General features: G+C 34.0%; 24 protein-coding genes. 12 read left to right on the top strand and 12 right to left on the bottom strand.

The window, feature by feature from the left end; genetic code table 11:
* Nucleotides 1–161: 161 nt before the first annotated feature.
* Nucleotides 162–1265, top strand: a complete 1104-nt coding sequence (locus Q0893_RS12690; RefSeq protein WP_299276151.1) for a bestrophin family protein — start codon at nucleotides 162–164, stop codon at nucleotides 1263–1265.
* A gap of 52 nt (nucleotides 1266–1317) precedes the next feature.
* Here the strand turns inward: Q0893_RS12690 and Q0893_RS12685 are convergent, their stop codons facing one another.
* Both Q0893_RS12685 and Q0893_RS12680 read right to left on the bottom strand, forming a co-directional pair.
* Entirely contained in the window at nucleotides 1318–2409 is a 1092-nt protein-coding gene (locus tag Q0893_RS12685) for an endonuclease (RefSeq protein WP_298903340.1), read from the bottom strand.
* 11 nt (nucleotides 2410–2420) lie between these two features.
* The gene (locus Q0893_RS12680; RefSeq protein ID WP_298903341.1) at nucleotides 2421–3638 is read right to left on the bottom strand and encodes a methyltransferase domain-containing protein; all 1218 of its coding nucleotides are present in this window, start codon (nucleotides 3636–3638) and stop codon (nucleotides 2421–2423) included.
* Between the two features lie 150 nt (nucleotides 3639–3788).
* Here Q0893_RS12680 and Q0893_RS12675 point away from each other — a divergent pair, with 150 nt between their 5' ends.
* From Q0893_RS12675 to Q0893_RS12660, 4 genes are all read left to right on the top strand, one after another.
* Nucleotides 3789–4367, top strand: coding sequence for an RNA polymerase sigma factor (locus Q0893_RS12675; RefSeq protein ID WP_298903342.1), 579 nt, complete (start codon nucleotides 3789–3791; stop codon nucleotides 4365–4367).
* Between the two features lie 39 nt (nucleotides 4368–4406).
* Nucleotides 4407–4727: a hypothetical protein gene (locus Q0893_RS12670; RefSeq protein ID WP_299276145.1), complete on the top strand. Its 321-nt coding sequence runs from the start codon at nucleotides 4407–4409 to the stop codon at nucleotides 4725–4727.
* A gap of 4 nt (nucleotides 4728–4731) precedes the next feature.
* Entirely contained in the window at nucleotides 4732–5187 is a 456-nt protein-coding gene (locus Q0893_RS12665) for a hypothetical protein (protein WP_298903344.1), read from the top strand.
* A 135-nt stretch (nucleotides 5188–5322) separates the two neighbouring features.
* A complete protein-coding gene (locus tag Q0893_RS12660) occupies nucleotides 5323–6456 on the top strand; it encodes an oxidoreductase (RefSeq protein ID WP_299276141.1) in 1134 nt (377 codons plus the stop codon).
* Nucleotides 6457–6485: 29 nt separating this feature from the next.
* Here Q0893_RS12660 and Q0893_RS12655 read toward each other — a convergent pair whose 3' ends face one another.
* From Q0893_RS12655 to Q0893_RS12625, 7 genes are all read right to left on the bottom strand, one after another.
* Entirely contained in the window at nucleotides 6486–6935 is a 450-nt protein-coding gene (locus Q0893_RS12655; protein ID WP_298903347.1) for a hypothetical protein, read from the bottom strand.
* Between the two features lie 5 nt (nucleotides 6936–6940).
* Nucleotides 6941–7441 carry a hypothetical protein gene (locus Q0893_RS12650; RefSeq protein WP_299276137.1) on the bottom strand — a complete coding sequence of 167 codons (501 nt, stop codon included), beginning with the start codon at nucleotides 7439–7441 and terminating at the stop codon, nucleotides 6941–6943.
* Between the two features lie 30 nt (nucleotides 7442–7471).
* On the bottom strand, nucleotides 7472–8014 hold the full coding sequence (locus tag Q0893_RS12645) for an RNA polymerase sigma factor (RefSeq protein WP_299276133.1): 543 nt from the start codon (nucleotides 8012–8014) through the stop codon (nucleotides 7472–7474).
* 292 nt (nucleotides 8015–8306) lie between these two features.
* On the bottom strand, nucleotides 8307–10145 hold the full coding sequence (locus Q0893_RS12640) for an ABC transporter ATP-binding protein (protein WP_299276130.1): 1839 nt from the start codon (nucleotides 10143–10145) through the stop codon (nucleotides 8307–8309).
* On the bottom strand, nucleotides 10145–11875 hold the full coding sequence (locus Q0893_RS12635) for a phospho-sugar mutase (protein ID WP_299276127.1): 1731 nt from the start codon (nucleotides 11873–11875) through the stop codon (nucleotides 10145–10147). Before Q0893_RS12635 ends, Q0893_RS12640 begins: the two co-directional genes overlap by 1 nt.
* Nucleotides 11876–11951: 76 nt before the next feature.
* On the bottom strand, nucleotides 11952–12899 hold the full coding sequence (locus tag Q0893_RS12630) for a glycosyltransferase family 2 protein (RefSeq protein ID WP_298903353.1): 948 nt from the start codon (nucleotides 12897–12899) through the stop codon (nucleotides 11952–11954).
* Nucleotides 12900–12942: 43 nt separating this feature from the next.
* Nucleotides 12943–13476 carry a DUF4199 domain-containing protein gene (locus Q0893_RS12625; RefSeq protein WP_298903354.1) on the bottom strand — a complete coding sequence of 178 codons (534 nt, stop codon included), beginning with the start codon at nucleotides 13474–13476 and terminating at the stop codon, nucleotides 12943–12945.
* 160 nt (nucleotides 13477–13636) lie between these two features.
* Between Q0893_RS12625 and Q0893_RS12620 the strand changes: the two genes are divergently transcribed.
* The 4 genes from Q0893_RS12620 to Q0893_RS12605 all read left to right on the top strand — a co-directional run bounded on the left by Q0893_RS12620 (nucleotide 13637) and on the right by Q0893_RS12605 (nucleotide 16455).
* Nucleotides 13637–13888: a type B 50S ribosomal protein L31 gene (locus tag Q0893_RS12620; RefSeq protein ID WP_230936273.1), complete on the top strand. Its 252-nt coding sequence runs from the start codon at nucleotides 13637–13639 to the stop codon at nucleotides 13886–13888.
* Nucleotides 13889–13986: 98 nt separating this feature from the next.
* Complete coding sequence (locus tag Q0893_RS12615; protein ID WP_299276122.1) at nucleotides 13987–15162, top strand: GlmU family protein; 1176 nt, start codon at nucleotides 13987–13989, stop codon at nucleotides 15160–15162.
* Nucleotides 15163–15179: 17 nt separating this feature from the next.
* Complete coding sequence (locus tag Q0893_RS12610) at nucleotides 15180–16079, top strand: hypothetical protein (protein ID WP_298903357.1); 900 nt, start codon at nucleotides 15180–15182, stop codon at nucleotides 16077–16079.
* A gap of 43 nt (nucleotides 16080–16122) precedes the next feature.
* On the top strand, nucleotides 16123–16455 hold the full coding sequence (locus Q0893_RS12605) for a hypothetical protein (protein ID WP_298903358.1): 333 nt from the start codon (nucleotides 16123–16125) through the stop codon (nucleotides 16453–16455).
* Nucleotides 16456–16460: 5 nt separating this feature from the next.
* Here the strand turns inward: Q0893_RS12605 and Q0893_RS12600 are convergent, their stop codons facing one another.
* Nucleotides 16461–18086: an ABC transporter substrate-binding protein gene (locus Q0893_RS12600; RefSeq protein ID WP_298903502.1), complete on the bottom strand. Its 1626-nt coding sequence runs from the start codon at nucleotides 18084–18086 to the stop codon at nucleotides 16461–16463.
* A 92-nt stretch (nucleotides 18087–18178) separates the two neighbouring features.
* On the opposite strand from Q0893_RS12600, the gene mtaB reads away from it, so the two are divergent.
* Nucleotides 18179–19507, top strand: a complete 1329-nt coding sequence (gene mtaB / locus Q0893_RS12595) for a tRNA (N(6)-L-threonylcarbamoyladenosine(37)-C(2))-methylthiotransferase MtaB (protein WP_299276117.1) — start codon at nucleotides 18179–18181, stop codon at nucleotides 19505–19507.
* Here mtaB and Q0893_RS12590 read toward each other — a convergent pair.
* Both Q0893_RS12590 and Q0893_RS12585 read right to left on the bottom strand, forming a co-directional pair.
* Complete coding sequence (locus tag Q0893_RS12590; protein ID WP_299276114.1) at nucleotides 19493–20218, bottom strand: hypothetical protein; 726 nt, start codon at nucleotides 20216–20218, stop codon at nucleotides 19493–19495. The two genes, mtaB and Q0893_RS12590, sit on opposite strands and share 15 nt — an antisense overlap.
* Nucleotides 20219–20420: 202 nt before the next feature.
* Entirely contained in the window at nucleotides 20421–20717 is a 297-nt protein-coding gene (locus Q0893_RS12585) for an N-acetyltransferase (protein WP_298903364.1), read from the bottom strand.
* A gap of 116 nt (nucleotides 20718–20833) precedes the next feature.
* Between Q0893_RS12585 and Q0893_RS12580 the strand changes: the two genes are divergently transcribed.
* The gene (locus Q0893_RS12580; protein ID WP_298903365.1) at nucleotides 20834–21496 is read left to right on the top strand and encodes an alpha/beta hydrolase; all 663 of its coding nucleotides are present in this window, start codon (nucleotides 20834–20836) and stop codon (nucleotides 21494–21496) included.
* A gap of 74 nt (nucleotides 21497–21570) precedes the next feature.
* On the top strand, nucleotides 21571–22512 hold the full coding sequence (locus tag Q0893_RS12575) for a lytic transglycosylase domain-containing protein (RefSeq protein WP_298903366.1): 942 nt from the start codon (nucleotides 21571–21573) through the stop codon (nucleotides 22510–22512).
* Nucleotides 22513–22514 lie beyond the last annotated feature (2 nt).

The following is a 22514-nucleotide window of genomic DNA, read 5'->3' as shown; positions in this document are numbered from 1 at the left end:
TATTTTGTGTTGTTTTTTGAAAGCACAAATTTACACTTTTTCAGTATAACTTATTTAGATTATGACCTTGAAAATTTTTAGTTATTCACGAATTAATTCACAATCGTTAATGCTTCAATTAATCTTAAATTATTTACTTTTAGTTAACTTAAACCAATACTATGTATACAAGACGAATATTTCCTATTAAAGGTGTTATTAAATGGACACGACGACATATTTTTTTCTTTTTAATTCTATCCACTATTCCAGTTGTTTTGTTTGACGTTGTCGGACTTAAATGGTTGCATGTGCCTTGGTTGCCATTAGGTGTTATGGGTACCGCTGTTGCCTTTATAGTGAGTTTTAAAAATAATGCCTCTTATGATCGTCTTTGGGAAGCGCGTAAAATTTGGGGAGGTATTGTAAACGCTTCGCGCTCTTGGACAATAATGGTCAAAGATTTTATTAATAATGATCATACAAAGGAACAATTCTCTAATGATCAATTGCATGGTATTCATAAGGAATTGGTGCATAGACATGTGGCGTGGTTAACGGCTTTACGTTATCAATTGAGAGCAGATAAACCTTGGGAACAACATTTAAAAGCTGGAAAATCGAATCGAGAATTTAGAGAAAGTCAATTTCTAGTTTGTGAGGATACGATTCCGATAGAAGAGGCGATTAAGGGGTACATTTCTGAAGATGAGTATAAAGAGGTTTTTGCTAAAGGTAATAGAGCATCTCAGTTGTTGGGTGTTCAATCTAAACGATTAAAAGAATTAAAACAACAAGATTTAATTGAAGATTTCAGGCATATGGAATTGTCTAATATGCTTGTTGAATTCTATACGCTTCAAGGAAAGAGCGAACGTATTAAAAACTTCCCGTATCCTAGACAGTTTGCAACACTAAATTATATGTTTGTTTGGATATTTATTATTTTGTTGCCTTTTGGAATTATGGAAGGATTTGAAGAAATAGGCGAGCACATTTTTACTGATTTGGCTGGTCATGAGTCGCATTCTTCGGCGTTACATAAAGCTCAGGAATTTATTGCTAAACATTTTGTGTGGTTTTCCATTCCTTTTAGTACGCTTTTAGCTTGGGTTTTTCATACTATGGAAGCCATTGGTGAGAACACGGAAAACCCTTTTGAAGGAGGACCTAATGACGTGCCAATAACAAATATGAGTCGAGGTATTGAAATTGATATCAGGCAACTTATTGATGACACTGATATTCCTGAACCTTATACATGGAAAAATGATATCATAATGTAATAAAAAAAGCGACTCTTAGAGTCGCTTTTTTTATTATGTTCAGTTATTCTAATTACTGCTTAATCAATTTTTTAGTAACACTACCGTTTTGAGAATTTAATTTCACTAAATAAACGCCTTTAGATAATCCAGAAATATTTAATCTTTTTTGGTTTGAAGTGATATTTTGGCTTTTAACTTTCTTTCCTAAAATATTATAAACTTCTACTGAAATATCAAAATTAGAATCAATAGTAACCTCATTTCCGTTAGCTGGATTAGGAAACATTTTGATTTGTTCTTGTTGAAATTCTGGAACAGATAAACTTGCCCATCTGTTTTGAGCATCTGGTCCGCCCCAAATAACAGTTGCTAAATATGGGTTATCTATAAACGGATTCCTATTTCCTTGGGCATATGTATTCGCCGCGTTTCCATGATAGTTGTTTCTTACATCTTCGATTCCTCCTTCTTCTACAGGATCTTCAGCATTCCACTGTAAGAATAGATCGATCATGTCATCTGGAGTAGAAACGTTACTGCCAATGCCTACTGCAGAAGGTAAACAACGGTCACCATAGCGTAAATACATGTACATTATTATTCGAGCACAATCACCTTTCCATTCGTCACCTGGATACCAACCTCCGTTTGCATTTCCAGACTCTCCATTTGGATATTGTCCTATGCTTTTTTCGGCAAATAGTCGATTGCCACGTTGACCATTACGTTGAACATCACTTGGCCTCAACATTTGAGCATCAGAACCTGGTCCTGAAGAACCTAAATCTGGATCTCCTAATGACCTTGGGTAAACATGTTCTCTATTCCAGTCACCAACATTTCCACCGTTATCAAATTTCCCTCTTGTTCTATCAGTAGTTACATTGCCATCAAAAGGAGGGTCGTCGTAACCATAGATTAGTAATACATTACTTGAATTATTTGGGTCTTCATCTGTAATTCTTGAAGCATCCCAAACCTGACTATATGTTAAGAAATTAGTGTGATTATTAATGGTTAATGTAATTAAATCACCCTTTAACGTTAAACCAGTAGACGTAATTTGATTGCCATAATAAGATTGCAATTCTGCTGGTGGTGTTAATTGAGCAAAAGCAAATGTGGTTGCAAAAGCTAATAATAAAGTGTAAAATTGTTTCATTTATTTGGGTATTATTTTTTCTTTTTTTCTAATAGAGCCATGTAAAATCCATCATAGCCAGATTTATGCGATAGCACGCTTTTATCTTTTACAAAGATAAAGTCTTTTCCTTGATCTGATGTTAAAAACGTATCAACTTGTTTTTTGTTTTCAGAAGGAAGTATAGAACATGTTGCGTATACCAGCTTTCCTCCATCTTTTACAATTCGAGAGTATTGTTGCAATATGTCTTGCTGCGTTGTTTTAATATTCTCAATAAACTCAGGTTGTAATTTCCATTTAGCATCTGGGTTTCGTTTTAAAACCCCAAGCCCTGAACAAGGAGCATCAATTAAAACGCGATCTGCTTTATCGTACAGTTTTTTAACAACTTTGGTCGACTCAATAGCTCTAGTTTCTATATTAAAGGCGCCATTTCGTTTAGCTCTTCGCTTTAATTCATGTAGCTTGTTTGCATAGATGTCTAAAGCAATAACTTGTCCTTTGTTTTCCATTAAAGATGCAAGATGTAGTGCTTTACCACCTGCGCCTGCACAAGCGTCTACAACACGCATTCCTGGTTTTACATCCAAAAACTCTGCCACTAATTGCGACGAGGCATCTTGAACTTCAAAAAAACCATTTTTAAAGGATTCGGTTTGAAATACGTTTGCTCTTTCTCTTAGTTTGAGTGCATTGGGATAACCTTTAATGCTTTCTGTTTCAATGTTGTCATCGAACAAAAGAGATTGTAATTTTTCTTTAGTTGTTTTTAAGGTATTAACTCTTAAAATAACATCGGCTTGCTCATTTAGTGCAGCAATTTCTTTTGTCCATATAGATTCACCTAGTTCTTTAACACCCAGTTCATCTAGCCAATCTGGAATAGCCTCCTTAAATTTTCGAGTTTGGGATAATTCATCAAAACGCCCTTTTATTTTACGTTGAGGTGTGTTTTCAAAATATTTCCAATCGGGTAATTTTATACCTCTTAACGTTGCCCAAACGGCAAAAATTCGCCATAAATTATCTCTGTCGAAAGGAGCCTTTACCTCGGCAATTTCGGCATATAAACGTTTCCAACGTACAATATCATAAGTGGTTTCAGCAACAAAAGCGCGATCACGACTTCCCCAACGTTTGTCACGTTTTAAGAGCTGTTGTATTACTTTGTCTGCATATTTGCCTTCATTAAAGATAAGTGTTAATCCATCGATAACAGCAAAGCATAAGTTTCTGTGTAAACGCATTATAAAAATTTAAGCATGCAAAGGTACATTAAAAGTTTATAAGTTGAAGCCTTTATTGTAAAGTGTTATCTTTTCAAAAATAATGAGCGTGCAAGTTTTTAAGAGAGACTGCATCTAAACTAGTTAATAATATAAGGAAGCATCATTTTTTTGACAGAAACTGAATTTATACAGCAATTAAAAAGTGGCAGTAGATTTGCATATAGTAGGTTGTTAGATGATTTTCAACACAAAGTATTTGCCACTTGTTTGTCTTTTGTTCCTAATAAGGAAGATGCTGAAGATATTGCTCAAGACGTTTTTTTGGAAGTTTTTAATTCGATTTCTAAATTTAAGGGACAGTCGAAATTATCCACATGGATTTATAGAATTACTACAAATAAATGTTTAGAGTTTATAAGAAAACGAAATACCAAGAAACGTTTTGCTTTTTTGCAACCTTTGTTAGGAGAGGGTTTTGAAATTGATAGAACTAACTATTTTACAGAAATTAATCACCCAGGAATCATTTTAGAACATAAGGAAGCGGGCGAACACATATTTAAAGCCATACATAATTTACCAGATGCACAAAAAGTTGTTTTTACGCTGCATAAAATTGATGGAAAAAGTTACAAAGAAATTTGTGACATTACAGAAAAGAGTCTTTCATCTATAGAGTCTTTAATGTTTAGAGCAAAAAAGAACTTACAGAAATCATTACAGAATTTTTACCAAAATGACAATTAGCGCAAGTTTTTTAATGTAATAACATCTAAATGAATGATAATGAATACAAAGAAGGATATACAAGATAAGATAGACAATACTTTAAATAGTATTAGTAAACGTAACGATTTAAAAGCATCTCCGTTTTTTAAGGATAAGACGATGTTACTTTTGTTTTCGGAAAAAAAGAAAGAGCATGTTTTTCTAGCTTGGTTCACACCAAAATTTCAACTGGCTACATTATTATGTTTTATTGTGCTAAACCTTGTTGCATTTACACAAATGAATACTTCTTCAACGACCCAAAATATTTTGGATTTTGCTGAAACACATGGGTTAATGGAAAGTGAAGATATAGAAACGGTGTACGTAATAGAATAAAATTATGAAGAATAACAAGATACTTTATATCCTTATTGGTTTTTTAATTGTGGTAAATCTTTTTTTTCTGTTCAATTATCTAGGACATACCAATGGTAAGAAAAAGGAACATAAGCGTGATTTTATAACAAAGGAATTGAAATTTGATAACGATCAAATGGAGCGCTTTAAAGTGTTGAGAGACCAGCATTATTTGGAAGTGAGAACACTTTCAGATAGTATAGGGAATGTAAAAGAAGTTTTATATAAACATATTTCTGAAGCACCTATATCTAAACCAGACGTAGACTCAATTATTGCGGTGATTGGGAACTTAGAAGAAAAGAAGGATGTTGAACGTTTCTATTACTTTAAGGCCATTCATGACATTTGTAATGATGATCAGAAAGTTCGTTTTAAAGCATTAATAAAGAATGCGATTCACAAGAAAAGAGAAAAATCCTATAAGAGTAAAAGATAAAATATTAGAACTTAGCCATATAAACCACTATAAAGGTTAGGTTTTAATAATTTTGATTGATTAGATTGATGTCTATTTGAAAAGCTTTGCGATTATGTCGTAGAGCTTTTCTATTTTTATAGAAATTTGATTCTCATGAAAAAAATACTACGTTTTATTATAGTTCCAATTTTAGTTCTAGCACTGTTTGGTTTTACATTAACCAATGCTGGCGAGAAGACGTCTATAGCGTTTAAAAAACAATTTACCAAGGTTGAGATAGAAACTGTTCTTCAAGATTCTTTGTTAAATATTAGAGCCATTGAATTGGTTAAAGGTTTAGATGGGATCGCTTTTTTAACCTCTAGAGGTGAGTTTGGAGCGATTGGCCCTAAAGATGCTTTTGAAGCTGTGCGTAGTGTTGGGTTAGATCAGTCTGAAAATTATGATATCGTTTTTCCAATTGCATTGAAATATGACTCTATCACACCTAATTTTAGAGCATTGTCTGCGAATAAAAAACATGGATATGGCATTAGTATTGGTTCACCAGCATTAATTTATAAGTTAAATATTGATGAAGAGAAAATTAAAATTGTTTATAAAGAAGAGCATCCAAAGGCATTTTATGACTCGATGGAGTTTTGGAATGATGATGAAGGGATTGCCATTGGAGATCCAACAGAAGATTGTATGAGTATTATTATAACTCGCGATGGAGGGAATACCTGGTCAAAATTATCTTGTGACGACTTACCAAAGGCTAAAGAAGGCGAAGCAGCATTTGCAGCTAGTGATACAAATATTGCTATTGTTGGAGATCAGACATGGGTAGCTACTGGCGGAAAGTCTAGTCGCATTTTATATTCTGCCGATAAAGGAAAAACTTGGAGCGTTTTTGAGACACCTATTGTTCAAGGCTTGGAAACTACAGGGATGTATTCGGTAGATTTTTATGATGAAAATCATGGTTTTGCAATTGGAGGAGATTATACAAAACCAGCCGATAGTAGTGCGAATAAAGTAAGAACAAAAGATGGCGGAAAAACATGGGAATTAGTAGCCGAAAATCAGTCACCTGGATATAGAAGCTGTGTGAAGTATGTGCCTAATGGAGCAGGGAAGAAGTTAGTGGCAATTGGTTTTAAAGGGATTGATTATTCTGGCGATTCTGGTGATTCATGGACCCATTTAAGTGATGAGGGCTTTTATACCATTAGATTTTTAAACGATAGTATTGCCTATGCTGCAGGGCGTGGACGCATATCAAAATTGACATTTAAAGAATAAAAAAAAGAAGCCATTTGGGCTTCTTTTTTTTATGGTCTATTTTTTTTGAATTTTTCTCTTCGTTTTTTCATTTCCTCCAACATACGTTTATTGAAGGCGGTCTCGGCAAAGCGTAGCTTTAATATTTTTTTTGCAGGAATAGCCGTTAACAAGTTCTCGGTCAACTCGGCCTTTAGAGCGTGCATTTCTTTTTCAAAAGCAACTAAATCTTTTAAGGCTTTTTTTGCTTCATTTTCGGTAAGTGATTCAATGTTTAACTTACGTCGTTTTTCACGCCCATTTATACGTAGCATTTCCATTTCCTTGTCATGTGCATTATAAATAGGCCAGAACTTCTGAGCCTCTGCTTCAGTAAGATCCAATTGATCTGTAATAAATGCAATTTTTAAGGATCTAATCTTATCCTTTTGCTGTTTTTTTTGTCCAAATGCACTCAGGGTTAATGCAATAAATAGTAGGGTTATAAGTGTTTTTTTCATAATAATTATTCTATAATGAGGTCTTCAAGTTCAGCATTATCTAGGAGATAGTCTTCAATAGAAGTTTCAGGTATTTCGTTGTCTATAAAATTGTCGTTATCTAATTCGTCATCCGTTAATAGCGATGCTAATTCGTTAGATGTATAATCTTCATATTCTAAGTAGTTTTCTATGGAAACGATTTCAAGATCGTCCCAAGTTACATGATCTGAAGACTTAAAAAAGAGACTAAACATCAAAATTAACACAGCTGCCACTGCTGTTGAATACATGATTTTTTTCCATGGAAATAACCTAACTACTTTAGTATCGCTTTCCGAGGCAACGGTATCTAGTATTGCACTTTCAACAGTATCAAAATAAGACTCAGGAACGTCAAAACCAGATTGATCAACCTTATCTACAATCTTAACTTCATTGAGAATTTGCTCTTCTACTTGAGAAAAGTAATCCTTAGGTGTTTTAAAACCTGAAGTCTTGATTGCATTTAATTTATTTTGTTTCATAACTGTAAGACTCTTTTGTCTTTATTTGGTTTAATCTTGAGTTAAATATGCCTCTATCTTTTTTACGGCAATATGATAAGATGCTTTTAAAGCGCCTTCGCTGGTGTCTAAAATTTCAGACATCTCCTTGTATTTAATATCTTGAAAATACTTCATGTTAAAAACCAATTGTTGCTTTTCGGGTAAAGTAACTATGGCTTGCTGCAATTTATATTGAATGTCATCACCTTCAAAATAAACATCAGCTTTTATATTATTTACTAACTGTCGATGTGTCTCTTCATTAGATAGATTTAAATGTTTTGCGTTTTTTTTGATATGAGTAAGAGATTCATTGGTGGCAATACGATACATCCAAGAATACAACTTACTATCTCCTTTAAAGTTATGGATATTTTTATAGATTTTAATAAAGGTGTTTTGTAGCACATCATCTGCGTCATTATGAGTTTTTACAATATGACGAATATGCCAATAGAGGCGCTCCTTATAAAGTTTTAACAGTTCTCTAAAGGCGGCTTCTTTTGTTGATGAGGCTGATAACAGCTGTATGAAATCTTGTTCGTTATCCAATAAAAGGTTTTTTTATTTAGACAATTCAATTTACAGAAAGTTTAATGAAAAAAAATAAAATTATTAAAAATTTGATTATCAATATGTTAAGTATAAAAACATCGATAAAGTGTAAATAAATAACGTTGAAATGCATTTTTTTCTTGCATACTACGTTTATTTAATTTATGTTTGTCTCAGCCTAACCTACTTAAATATTGCCATTGTCCCCAAATATGGTAATAGAAACGAAAAGGATGCAACATATGTTGCATCCTTTTCTGTTTTATGTCTTTGTTTTCTGAAATTTTAATTAATCGAAACTCTGCATGTTTACTAATTTTTTGTAAACACCATTCTTAGCCATGAGTTCGTCATGCGTACCTTGCTCGGCAATTTCACCTTTGTTCATAACAATAATTTCATCGGCATTTTGAATGGTAGATAACCTATGTGCTATGACGATAGATGTTCTGTTTTTCATCATATTCTCTAGAGCGATTTGAACCAAACGTTCACTTTCGGTATCTAAAGCAGAGGTAGCCTCATCTAAAATCATGATTGGCGGATTTTTTAGAACAGCTCTTGCAATACTTAAGCGTTGTTTTTGTCCTCCAGAAACTTTAGTTCCTGCATCACCAATATTAAAGTCTAGCCCTCCTTTTAAATCTTTAACAAATTCCCATGCATTGGCAATTTTCAGGGCGTTAATAACCTCTTCGTCAGTTGCATCTTCTTTTCCTAAGAGGATGTTGTTTCTTACAGTATCATTAAACAATATAGAGTCTTGCGTTACCAGTCCCATTAAACCTCTTAGAGAATGTTTTGTGAGTTGTCTTATGTCTGTACCGTCTATAGAGATGTTACCATCTGTAACGTCATAAAAACGTGTAACTAAATTGGCGATGGTAGATTTTCCGCTTCCAGATTGTCCAACTAATGCAACACTCTTTCCTAAAGGAACTTTAATAGAAAAGTTTTTAAGTACTAAATCCTCTTCATATTTAAATGAGATGTTGTTTAATGCAATTTCTGAAGTAAAGTCTTTCTTAACAATAGCATTTGGTTGATCCTCAAGAGTTGAGGTTGTATTTAAGATTTCTAAAACACGCTCAGCCGCTGCATTTCCTTTTTTAACACTATAGCTGGCCTTACTAATAGCCTTTGCTGGCGTAAGAATATTATAGGCTAATCCCATATAGGCAATAAAAGAGCTGCCATCGAGTGTTCCGTCAATGAGTACCATTCTGCCTCCATACCACAGCAAAATTGCAATGACTGTAATACCTAAAAATTCACTTGTAGGCGAAGCGAAGTTTTGGCGATTTAATAGCTTATTAGAAAAGTGGTAGAACCTCGTTGTTGAGGCTTTAAATTTATTGGAAAAGGAGGTTTCACCATTAAATCCTTTAATGACTTTTAATCCTCCTAAGGTTTCCTCTATAATGGAGAGAAAATTCCCTTGCTCTTTTTGCACGCGATCGGATTTCTTTTTTAAAGATTTTCCAATTCTAGATATAATAAACCCTGATATAGGAATAAAGATAAATACAAAGAGTGTTAGTTTAGCACTAATCAATAACATCATTACTATTGTAAATATGATTGTTAGCGGTTCTCTAACTATGAGTTCTAAGATGGAAAGAAAGGATCCTTGAATTTCTTGCACATCGTTTGATATTCTTGCCATGGTATCTCCTTTTCGTTTTTCTGAAAAGAAGGCAATGGGTAAATGAGTGATTTTATCAAAAATAGCATTCCTTAAATCTTTTAAAACACCATTTCTTAAAAATGTAATAAAATACATGGCTAAATAATTAAAGATGTTTTTTAAGAAAAAAAGTAAAATGACCAAAGAAATAACCAAAAGAAGGGCTTTTGAAGGATCATCTTGAGCAAAGCCATCAACTCTGTATGCCATAAAATCTTTAAAATAGTCCATGGTGTTAGAAATACCAGTCCACACAGGCTTTACTATAGCTTCTTGCTCTTCGCAAGGCTGATCTGTAGGAAAGAGTACATCTAACATTGGAATTAATGCAATAAATGACAATGCGCTAAATAAGGCATAAAAAATATTACACATAATATTTAGAGCGGCAAATCTCTTATAAGGTCTTGCAAAACCTAATATTTGTTTGAAATAATTCATTAATTGAGTTTCATATCGTTTAAGATGGCATCAATACGAGCTTCCAATTTTTGTTCCGTTGCTTTAAACTCTGACACATTGTCTAGTGTTGTATTTACACTGATATAGAATTTTATTTTTGGCTCTGTACCACTTGGTCTTAACGCAATTTTACTTCCATCTTCGGTATAATAAATCAACACATTCGATTTAGGAACGTCTATAGGTGTTTCTTCTCCTGTAGTTGCGTTTTTTACAATTGATAATTGATAATCTTCGATTCTAGCAACTTGGGATCCATTAACTTCTTTCAATGGGTTTTTGCGAGCGTCAATCATCATTTGTTTGATTTCTTGAGCACCTTCAATCCCTTTTTTTGTAAAGGATACTAAGCGTTCTTTATAAAAGCCATGTTCGATGTATAAATCTATGAGTTCTTTATACATACTAATTCCTTTTGCTTTTGCTTGAGCCGCTATTTCACAAGCCAAAAGGGTAGAGGTTACAGCATCCTTATCTCTTACAAAATCGCCAACCATAAACCCAAAACTTTCTTCGCCTCCTCCAATGAAATCTAAATGAGGAAAGTCTTTAATCATTTTTGCAATCCATTTAAAACCAGTAAGACCTATTTTGCATTCTACATCATAAGCATTAGTTAAAACAGACATCATAGGTGTAGATACAATGGTAGATCCTACAAACTGGTTACCATTAATTCTATTGCCATTTTTCCATTGTTTTAATAAGAAATTCGTCATCAATATCATGGTTTGGTTTCCGTTAAGGATTACCAATTCACCTTCAAGATTTCTTACGACTACGCCCAAACGATCACAATCTGGATCTGTTCCTATAACAATATCACCATCTACTTTATTTGCCAGTTCAACAGCCATTTTTAGAGCTTCTGGTTCTTCAGGGTTTGGAGATTTGACAGTAGGGAAGCCTCCGTTTGGTTCACGTTGTTCTTCAACAATGTTAACATTGGTATAGCCAGCACGCTTTAAGGTTTCGGGAATGGCAGTAATCGACGTTCCATGCAAAGAAGTGAATACAATATTTAAATTTTCTCTGGCTACTTTAGATGTGTTGAAACTTCCATTTTTTACACTGTTGTCAATAAAAACGTCATCAACGGTTTGCCCAATATATTCTATAAGAGATGCTTTAGCTTCAAACTTGATTTCAGAATATTCTAGACGAGAAATTTCAGCAATAATTTCCCCATCTTGAGGCGGAACTAGTTGACCACCATCTTGCCAGTACACTTTGTAACCGTTATACTCTGGCGGATTGTGTGAAGCGGTTAAAACAATACCACAGTGACAACCTAAATGCTTTAGGGCAAACGATAGTTCTGGTGTTGGTCTTAAATCTTCAAAAAGATATACCTGTATTCCGTTGGCAGAAAACACATCGGCTACAACTTTTGCCAATGATTTGCTATTATGTCGGCAATCATAGGCAATGGCTACTTTTAAATCTTCAGAAGGGAATTGTGTTTTTAAATAGTTGCTTAGTCCTTGTGTGTTTTTCCCAAGGGTAAATTTATTAATACGATTGGTACCAATTCCCATGATACCTCGCATTCCTCCGGTTCCAAATTCAAGGTCTTTATAGAAACTTTCTTGAAGTTCGGTTGGATTATTGGCGATTAAATCTTTTATATAATTTTGAGTCTCTAGATCAAAAGCTGGTGTTAACCATGTGTTGACACGCTCTAATAGTTGCGGTTCAATATGTATCATAAGTAATAATTATGCTGCAAAAGTACGTAATTCAATAATTTTGAATGAATAAGGTCTTGTTAATTTGAAGTGGCTTTTAAAAATTAAGTTCTTGTTTAATTAAATAGCGACTTCTATCTCTTTTAGAACGTAATATTAGTTCGCCTAAGAAACCAGCAACAAAAAATTGGGAGCCTAGAATCATTGTAGTGAGTGCTATATAAAATTGAGGACGATCTGTAATTAATCTACCAGTAGGGTTTAGCAAAAGTTTGTCAATACCTAAATAGAAGGCGAATATAAATCCAATACCGAACATAAGAACGCCTAGGGCTCCAAATAGGTGCATTGGACGTTTGCCAAATCGAGATAAGAACCAAATCGTAATAAGATCTAGAAAACCATTTACAAAGCGATCCATACCAAATTTTGTTTCGCCATATTTTCGAGCCTGATGCTGTACAACTTTCTCTCCAATTTTTACAAACCCTGCGTTTTTGGCTAAAACAGGAATGTAGCGGTGCATTTCACCGTTGACATCGATATTTTTTATAACATTTTTATTGTAAGCTTTAAGTCCGCAATTAAAATCATTTAGTTTAACGCCAGAGGTACGTCTTGCGGCCCAATTGAATAATTTCGAAGGGAGATTTTTAGCAATTACCGAATCATATCGTTTCTTTTTCCATCCAGAGACTAAATCAAACTTTTGAACCATAATCATAGTGTACAATTCTGGGATTTCCTCAGGATTATCTTGTAGGTCGGCATCCATAGTAATCACAACATCGCCTTCGGCTTTTGCAAATCCTGCGTGTAGTGCTTGCGATTTTCCAAAGTTTTTCAAAAAACGTATACCTTTAACACTAGGGTTTTGTTGAGATAACTTCATGATGGTAGACCAAGACTCATCTGTACTTCCATCATCTATAAAAATGATTTCATACGAAAAACGATTGGATTGCATGACTTTTGCAATCCAATCGTGTAATTCTGTTAATGACTCTTGTTCGTTAAGTAGTGGTATGACTACTGATATATTCATTTAGTTATTTTGAATGTTTAAAGTTCAAAAATACTGAAATTATTTAAGCTGCGTTCGGATCTTTTTTCTTCATGATTAGACCAACGATTAAGCCAATTACTATAAAAAAGATAAAACTTTGAGCTAAAGATCTCAACTGCGTACCAATAGCAAATGTATCTTGCTCTTGCATTGTAGCAATACTTTTATCAATTTCACTTTGTGGTGCTCCAACGCTTTCCATAAATGCCTGTGATTTTGAAATCACTAATTCTTTAAGATAGTCGGCCGAATCAGGATCAACAAAATTGAAAATGACGATAGCCACAATAGTATTGAGAATTAATCCTATTGCTACAGGAATTAAATACGCCGTAAATGCATTCTTGAAATTAATGAATCCACCTGATAAACTTTTGGCTTTGGCACTAGACACAACTCCAAAGGCAATAATAATAACCGGAAGAAGTAATAGAGTTAGCCAAAAATTAACTAGTAATTCAATTTTAAAGGCATATGCTAAAACTGTAAAAAGTACTAAAATTAATGACAAATAAATGCCATAATTAACCGCATGAGATTTTGATGATTTTTCCATAATTTGAGTTGATTATTTAGTGAATATGTTGGTTAGTATCTTTATGTGTAATTTTGTTACAATTATTGAAGAAATAAAAAAAGAAATAAATTATTGGTAATTTACAAAAATTACTTAAATTTGCACCTCCAAAATATTAAGGATTTTAAAGTTTAAAGAGATGAAAAAAGGAATACATCCAGAAAATTATAGATTAGTAGCATTTAAAGATATGTCTAACGATGACGTATTTTTAACTAAATCTACTGCTGAGACTAGTGAAACAATTGAAGTTGACGGTGTTGAGTATCCAGTAATTAAATTGGAAATTTCTAGAACATCTCATCCATACTATACTGGTAAGTCTAAATTAGTAGATACAGCAGGACGTATTGATAAGTTCAAAAACAAATACGCGAAGTTTAAGAAATAATCTTAAACAATATTATACACAGAGCCTTCAGGATTTTTCCCGAAGGCTTTTTTGTTTTATATAATTGATTTACTTTTAACAGCAAACTACACAGTAACATGAACTATATTCTTTTCGATGGTCCTTCTAGACATAACCTTTTGCCATTTACGTTTACAAGACCTGTGGCAGATATTAGAGTTGGTATACTCACTATAAGAGAAAAATGGGAAAAGCATTTAGGCTTTACAATTACAACGCTAACAGAAGAATATTTATCTGAAAAGTACCCAATGGTAGAGTTAGATGAAAATGTTATGATTAATGCATCCTATCTGCCAAATCAAGAATTGGTTGCTATTATTAGAGGTTTAGAAGAGAATCAAGCGATTTTTCAAGGAGAAGATGTGATTGCTTTTTTTTCAAAAGATACTCAAGATGAAATTGATTTTGAAACCTATGAAGCTATAGAATACAACGAAACTGTTTTGAAAATTGAGCACACATGGGATATTTTTGCCAATAACGGCGAAGCCATACAGGCCGATTTCGAATTGCTCACACGAGATAGACAATCCCAGCCTATTTCAAGTACCAACCAAATTCTAGGAGCGCAACATATTTTTATAGAAGAAGGAGCTCAGCTTGAATTTGTGACCTTAAACGCAAATTCTGGTCCTATTTATATTGGAAAGAACGCCGAGATAATGGAAGGTAGTGCTATTAGAGGCCCTTTTGCGTTATGCGAGCATGCTACTGTTAAAATGGGTGCCAAGATTTACGGACCAACAACTGTAGGACCACATAGTAAGGTTGGCGGAGAGGTAAATAACTCTGTCATTTTTGGATATTCTAATAAAGGCCACGATGGGTTTTTAGGAAACTCTGTCTTGGGTGAATGGTGTAATCTTGGAGCAGACACGAATAACTCAAACTTGAAAAATAACTATGCCGAAGTGAGACTATGGGATTATCAAACCGAAGGTTTCGCTAGAACTGGATTGCAATTTTGTGGCCTTATGATGGGAGATCATAGTAAATGCGGTATTAATACCATGTTTAACACTGGTACAGTTGTTGGTGTAAGTGCTAATATCTTTGGAAGTGGATTTCCAAGAAATTTTGTGCCAAGTTTTTCTTGGGGCGGACATTCTGGATTTACTACCTATGTTACTAAGAAAGCATTTGAAGTAGCTGAGGTTGTTATGAAACGTCGTAACATAACGTTTTCTGAACAAGATAAAGCGATTTTAGAGCAGGTGTTCGAGGACACCAAGAAATGGAGAAAAAGCTAATATTAAATTACAATATCATGAAGTTTATTTGCAGTATCATTTTAATATTGACAATTAATTTCGGGTTTGCCCAAACCTACAAGATTAAAAACCTCAAAATTAATGACGATAAAAGTCAATATGGTGTTATCTTCCATAAAGGCGATAAAGTTTTTTATACATCTTACATGCTCGACAATAGAAATAGAGCAAGACGGGATCATGACAAGCGACTTATATTTACCATGTTTGAAGGTCAAAAAACGAAAGATGGTGAAATCATAAACTCGAAACAGTTTATTAAATCTGAAGATTTCGTGTTTAACACATCTAGCGCTGGGTTTAGTCCTGATGGAAAGTACATGTACATCACAACTAATTTTATGAAGCGCGGTAAATCTTATAAAAGGAAATTAAAATCCATAAATTTAAATATTCAAAGAGGTGAATATATTGAAGGACGTGGTTGGACAAATTTTGAACCTTTACCATTTTGTGAGCCCAAATATAATTATGGACATGCTGTTTTGAGTCCAGATGGATCCACAATGTATTTTACTTCGAATGCTCATGGCGCTCATGGACAAACAGATTTGTTCAAGGTGAAAATATTAGGTGATGGTAAATATGGTGAAGTTGAAAATCTAGGAAAAAAAATTAACTCACCACGAAGAGATATGTTTCCTTATGTGAGTAACGACAACATATTGTATTTTGCCTCAGATCGCGTTGGAGGTGTGGGAGGTTTAGATATTTACAGCTATGACCTAAAGGGGAATCCAGAAACAGAAGAACCTAAGTTGTTACCAAAGCCTATAAATAGTAGGAGTGATGATTTCTGTTATATTATTAATGCCGATAAAACAGAAGGTTATTTTTCATCAAGACGTCCTAGAGGAAAGGGTGAAGACGATATTTATTATTTTACTTTGAAATAGAATTGTATATTACAATGGAATAAATGAAAACAACTAAAAGCCAATGATAGAAATTGTAATATTAGTGTTAATAGGAAGAAGTTTTTTTAAACTGGCAGACGAACATAATCAGAATAAGTGGGTTTTTGCTATTCTTGGTGTTGTTACATATTATGCATCTGCTTTTGTTTTTGGTCTAATCTTGGGAATAGCTGATGAGGTTTTTAATTTAGGTTTTGCTTGGGATAATGCCTTGTTGTTAACATTTATAGCCATGCCAATTGGATTAGGAGCAGTTTATCTTTTATATTCGGCTTTAAAGAGAAATTGGAAAAAAAATGTAACTATTGATAAAAGTGAGATTCATGATATTGGTAGACATCCCGATGAGATATAAATCCACTATTTATCTTTTTTAACGCGTTTTAAATCTAATAAATTGATTGGATTTATACCTAACCCACTTACATTTTTTCTGGTAAACCGAACCACTTCATCATAAAATAACGGAACCACTGGTGTAGAGGCCATGACCAAACTGTCCATTTTAGTATAAAGATTTTCACGGGCTTTAGGGTTGGTAATTGTGAAAGCATCTTGGTACCATTCGTCAAATTGCTCATTTTTGAAATGTGTGTAGTTTGGACCATTCGGCGCAAAATTCTTACTAGAATAAAGCGATAAATAATTTTCGGCGTCAGGATAATCAGCAACCCAGCTTGCTCTAAACATATCTAGCTTTCCATTGGCCTTTGCGTCTTTTAAAGTCGCAGCAGGAACTACATCTACATTAACTGAAATACCAATTTTTTGAAGTTCACGTTGAATATATTCGCAAAAACTTAAATAGTTGCTTGTTGTTGTAATTGTTATTTCAGGATTAGAAATTCCTGAAGCTGTTTTAAATTCCTGAACCAGTTGTTTCGCTTTTTCGGGTTGATAGGTGAATCCGATAGATTCGTCATAACCAGGTAAGCCTTTTGGAATAAAACCACCATGAGCAGGAATACCAATACCATTACGTAAATAGGTCATCATTTTTTCCTTGTCAAAACCATAATTAATTGCACGACGGAGCGTTTTTGATTGCAATTCAGGAATCTTAGAATCCATGAAAAAAGCCAAGTATTCAGTGTTTAAATAAGGGCCTCGAATCATATTAACTTCAGATGTGTATTGATCCCGTAATTGACCACTTGCGGTTAAAATTTCATCTTTATAAGAAGCATCTAAACCAGAAACAAAGTCGATATTTCCTTGAGCAAATTGCAAAAACTCACTCTGTTTATCTGGAAGAAAGGTAATCGCTACAGCGTCTAGATAGGGTAATTTATGTCCAGCTTGATCTGTTTCGAAATAGTCCTGATTTTTTCGGAAAACGAGCTTAAGGTTTTCTTCCCAGCGTTTAAACTTAAAAGGACCTGTTCCAATAGGGTTTGCTCTAAAGTCGCTCTTGTAGTAGTTTACAATTTCTTTTGGAACCACCGAACAATATTTCATGGTAAGTTTTCCAATAAATGAAGGGTCTGGAGATTTTAAAGTAATTTTCAATGAGTCGTTTACAGCTTCAATATCCCAAAGGTTATTAACAACCCAACTACCAGGTGAAGCTGTTTTACTATCACACAGTCTAAACAAGCTATATTCAAAGTCATTTGCTGTAACATATCTAGTAGAGTCTTTACCAAATAATTGATGCGGGTGAAACTTAACATCATCGCGAAGCGCAAAAGTATAAACGAGTGCATCTTCGGAAATCGTCCAATTTTTTGCGATGCAAGGCTGAACATTTAAATGTTCATCCATTTGCACTAATCCATTAAATAATTGATTAATGGCCCAAATATCGGCATTATCCTTAGCAAAAGCCGGATCTAAAGACCCAATGTTTTTATGCTCATTATATCTAAAAACAAGATGATCTTTTGCGGAGTTGGTATCATTTCCGCAAGAAAAAAGCAAAAAAAGAACTAAAATGCTCAATATTAGCCTTGAATATAAATATTTGCGATGTACTCGTTTTAGCATTTTGCTCATTAATTGTAACTTTGCGCACTCTAAATTTAGAAACAAGTAAATATAAATAGATTTCTGAGCTAACAGAAATACTTAGGCATTATATGAATAAAAAAGTCGCATTTTATACCTTAGGTTGCAAACTTAACTTTTCTGAAACTTCTACAATTGCCAGAAATTTTTCTTCGGAAGGTTTTGAGCGCGTGGATTTTAAAGAGAAGGCAGACATCTATGTTATAAATACATGCTCTGTAACCGAAAATGCAGATAAGCGTTTTAAATCTATTGTGAAGCAGGCTCAGAAAATTAATCCAGATGCTTTTGTAGCAGCAGTTGGTTGCTATGCCCAATTAAAGCCACAAGAACTTGCTGATGTGGATGGTGTGGATTTGGTATTGGGAGCTACAGAAAAATTTAAGATTACCGATTATCTTAATGACTTGTCTAAAAATGACATGGGAGAGGTACATAGCTGTGAAATACAAGAGGCAGATTTCTATGTAGGGAGTTATTCGTTTGGTGACCGAACAAGAGCCTTTTTAAAAGTGCAAGACGGCTGTGATTATAAATGTACGTATTGTACAATTCCATTGGCTCGTGGTATTTCTAGAAGTGATACCTTGGAAAATGTCCTTCAAAATGCCAAGGAGATTTCAGCAAAAAATATTAAAGAAATTGTGCTTACAGGTGTTAATATTGGCGACTATGGAAAAGGAGAGTTTGGTAATAAAAAGCACGAGCATACCTTTTACGAACTGGTTAAGGCTTTAGATGATGTTGAAGGCATAGAACGTTTAAGAATTTCGTCTATTGAACCAAATTTACTTAAAAATGAAACGATAGAATTTGTATCAACAAGTAAAACCTTTGTACCACATTTTCATGTGCCATTGCAAAGTGGAAGTAATGAACTTCTTAAATTGATGCGTCGACGTTACATGAAAGAATTGTATATCGATCGTGTTGCAAAGATTAAGGAAACAATGCCTCATGCTTGCATTGGTGTTGATGTTATTGTAGGTTTTCCAGGTGAAACCAACGAATTGTTCTTAGAAACCTACAATTTTTTAAATGAACTCGATATCTCATATCTCCATGTCTTTACGTATTCAGAGCGAGATAATACTGTTGCGGCGTCTTTAGATGGGATTGTACCTAAAAAGGTGAGGGCAAAGCGAAGTAAAATGTTAAGAGGGCTTTCGGCAAAAAAGAGAAGAGCTTTTTATGAAGGCCAAATAGGGAGTTCTCGTACTGTACTTTTTGAAGGAGAGAATAAGGAAGGCTATATTCATGGATTCACTGAAAACTACGTTAAGGTCAAAGCACCATGGAATCCAGATTTGGTAAATACGTTACAGGCCGTACGGCTTACTGAAATTGATGAGGATGGTTTAGTAAGGTTTGAGTTTACTAAGCAATTAATAACCTCCTAGAGTTTGTGAATTTAAGAGTTGTATTAAAGACGCTCCAGGGTACATTTCTGTTACGGGAAGTGCTGCGGGTATATTTGTAATACTAAAGCTGGCTGGCATCATTTCTAGATTATATTGAATACTACCAGGATTAAATTCAAAGGTACAACCAGGATTTAATGCATTGCTAATAATAGAGCCAGAAAACAAATAAGTTTGAGCTGCAAAAAGTGCTATTTTATCATTTGGTTGCATAACAACAACACCTTGAGGTCTAGAAGTGAATGCGCAAAAAGGCGCATATACTCCATTGATTTTTGCCGCTAAGCCCGCGGTTACATTGCTAGCGCCAGCGGGTCTCGCATCAGATAGAGATATAGCGCCAGCAGAACCACCAGGTTTTATAGAAAATGTTCCATCAGCATTGAATGTCAAAATAGTGCCTAAAGGCACTTCTGCCGATAATGCTTGCATGTGTATAGTGATATTTGTACCTATATAGTCTTGATTGTATACATAAACCTTGTATTGTGGTTGATAATCTATCTGTGTTCGCCCAAACATACTCATATAAGGTATTGTAAACCATACAGGTAAGCCTGTTGTTATCTGATTAGGACCGGAAGCTCCTTTAAATCCAAATAATGTATAGTTACCTGCTTGTAATTGACGAAGCAGTAATTGTTGCTCTTGTGATGTGAAATCGAAATTAATGTTGTAGATAGTTGCCATAATCTATGTAATGTTTAGATACTCAATATAACTGGAGTTACAATTTAATGTGAGCGCAAATTATCCTGCTTACGAATTAGGGTATTTATACGTGTTATAGAACAGATGTTATATGGCTAGAACAATTAATATGAATGGCTTAATTGATTATACGAGATAAGGAAACAAAAAAGCCGAAGTTTAAACTTCGGCTTTTTATGTGTTATATTCTGATACCTACAGGTAACATTTTTTTATATTTTCGGTGTCGTCTTATAAACTTTGCTATTTCAGGGCTTGTTGGAACAACACTAATATTGCGTTCTGCAATATTCTCAAAAACAAGTGTTAGAAATTCTTCTTCAAATTCGTCATTTGAGATTCCATCTGGAATGATAAGTTTTGTTAAAAAGATTTTTCGATCTTGTAAAGAATACTCAATCTTGGCAAGTGTACCGTCTACTTTTAATTCGAATTGGCGTAAAAAGTCATTGTCTGTTAATTCAGCAGCATCAATCATAATATTTTGTATTTAATTCAATGGTCGGTAGGGTGGAACTATACTTTTGTCTAGTTTTGTAGTGCAAATTTACGAAAAATATCACAGATATTAAAGAGCCGTTATTTTAAAGACTTATGCAACAAGAAATTATACATGTGTACCTCATGCCTGGAATGGCAGCTAACCCAACAATATTCGAACATATCAAACTTCCAGAGGAACAATTTGAAATACATTGGTTAGAATGGATGATTCCTTATAAAAAAGAATCTCTCGAGTCTTACGCAAAACGCATGATTGCTCACATTGAACATGATAATATTGTGTTGTTAGGTGTGTCTTTTGGCGGAATTTTGGTTCAGGAGATGAGTAAATATATGACATTACGTAAGTTGTTTGTGGTTTCAAGTGTAAAGTCGAAACATGAGTTGCCAAAACGAATGAAGCTCATGAAATATACCAAGGCTTATAAATTACTACCTACTCAATTGGTTAGTAATATTGATTTTTTGGCGAAATACGCCTTTGGAGAAACCATTACAAAGCGCATCGAGCTTTATAAGAAATACCTGTCTGTAAGTGATAAGCAATATTTAGATTGGGCTATAGAGAATGTCATTGAGTGGAATCAAGAGAAGCCAAATGATAATGCCATTTATATTCATGGGGATAATGACATGGTTTTTCCGCATTCGTGCGGAGGCAACTGCATTGTCCTCAAAGGAGGGTCACATATCATGGTAATTAATAAATATAAATGGTTTAACGAAAATTTACCAAAACTAATTCTGGAGTAGCTTGAAACCAAAGATTTTATTTTATACATTTGACTTGCAGTCGATTAAATGCCTGCTCCCTAAATAAAACTATTATGACAATTATTAAAAATATTTTAGCAGCTATTGGTCTTGTATGCGTGTCTGGGCTATTTATTTTTGCAGTTCAATCTGAAAAAGCACCATCTGATACAGAGGTCGTACAACCTACTAAGGTTGTAAATGATTATAACGTTTATGCCTTATCTGTTCCTGATGATCTAAATTTTGCTGGTGAGCAGATGCCATTAGAAGATCCAGATATTTTAGAGCGCATGGATAGGGAGTTGTTGGTGAACACGTACTGGCAATCTAATGGTTTACTAATGTTTAAACGCGCCGAAAAGTATTTTCCAATCATAGAACCTATCTTAAAAAAGAATGGTATTCCTGAGGATTTTAAATATTTAGCGGTTATTGAGAGCGGATTAACTAATGCTGTCTCTCCTGCTGGAGCTAGAGGTGTATGGCAAATCATGAAAACCACTGGACGAGAGAATGGATTAGAGATAAATAGTAATGTAGATGAACGTTACCATTTAGAAAAAGCAACAGAAGTTGCTTGTAAATACTTATTGAGGTCTAAAAAGAAATTAGGATCATGGACTTTGGCAGCTGCTGCATACAATGCAGGTAATGCGGGAGTTTCAAGACGATTAAAAGATCAGGGTGTCTCTAATTATTATGACCTCTTATTAGGAGAAGAAACAGGACGTTATCTGTTTAGAATCGTAGCTTTAAAAGAAATACTTAAGCACCCAAAAAAATACGGTTTTAATTTTACAACGGATGACCTTTATAAGACAATCCCAACCTATAAAGTTGAAGTAGATACAGTGGTTACAGACTTCACAAAGTTTGCACAACGTTTTGGAATTAATTATAAAATCTTAAAAATTCACAACCCTTGGCTTAGAGAACCAAAACTTAATAATGCCTCTAGAAAGAAGTATTTCATAGAGATTCCTGAAGAAGGTTATTATAAGGTGAAGCCTTAATT

The organism is uncultured Psychroserpens sp., from assembly GCF_947494225.1.
Taxonomy (GTDB): Bacteria; Bacteroidota; Bacteroidia; order Flavobacteriales; family Flavobacteriaceae; genus Psychroserpens.
Note: the sequence above shows the minus strand (reverse complement) of the source record. Positions and strands in the feature narration are given on the sequence as shown.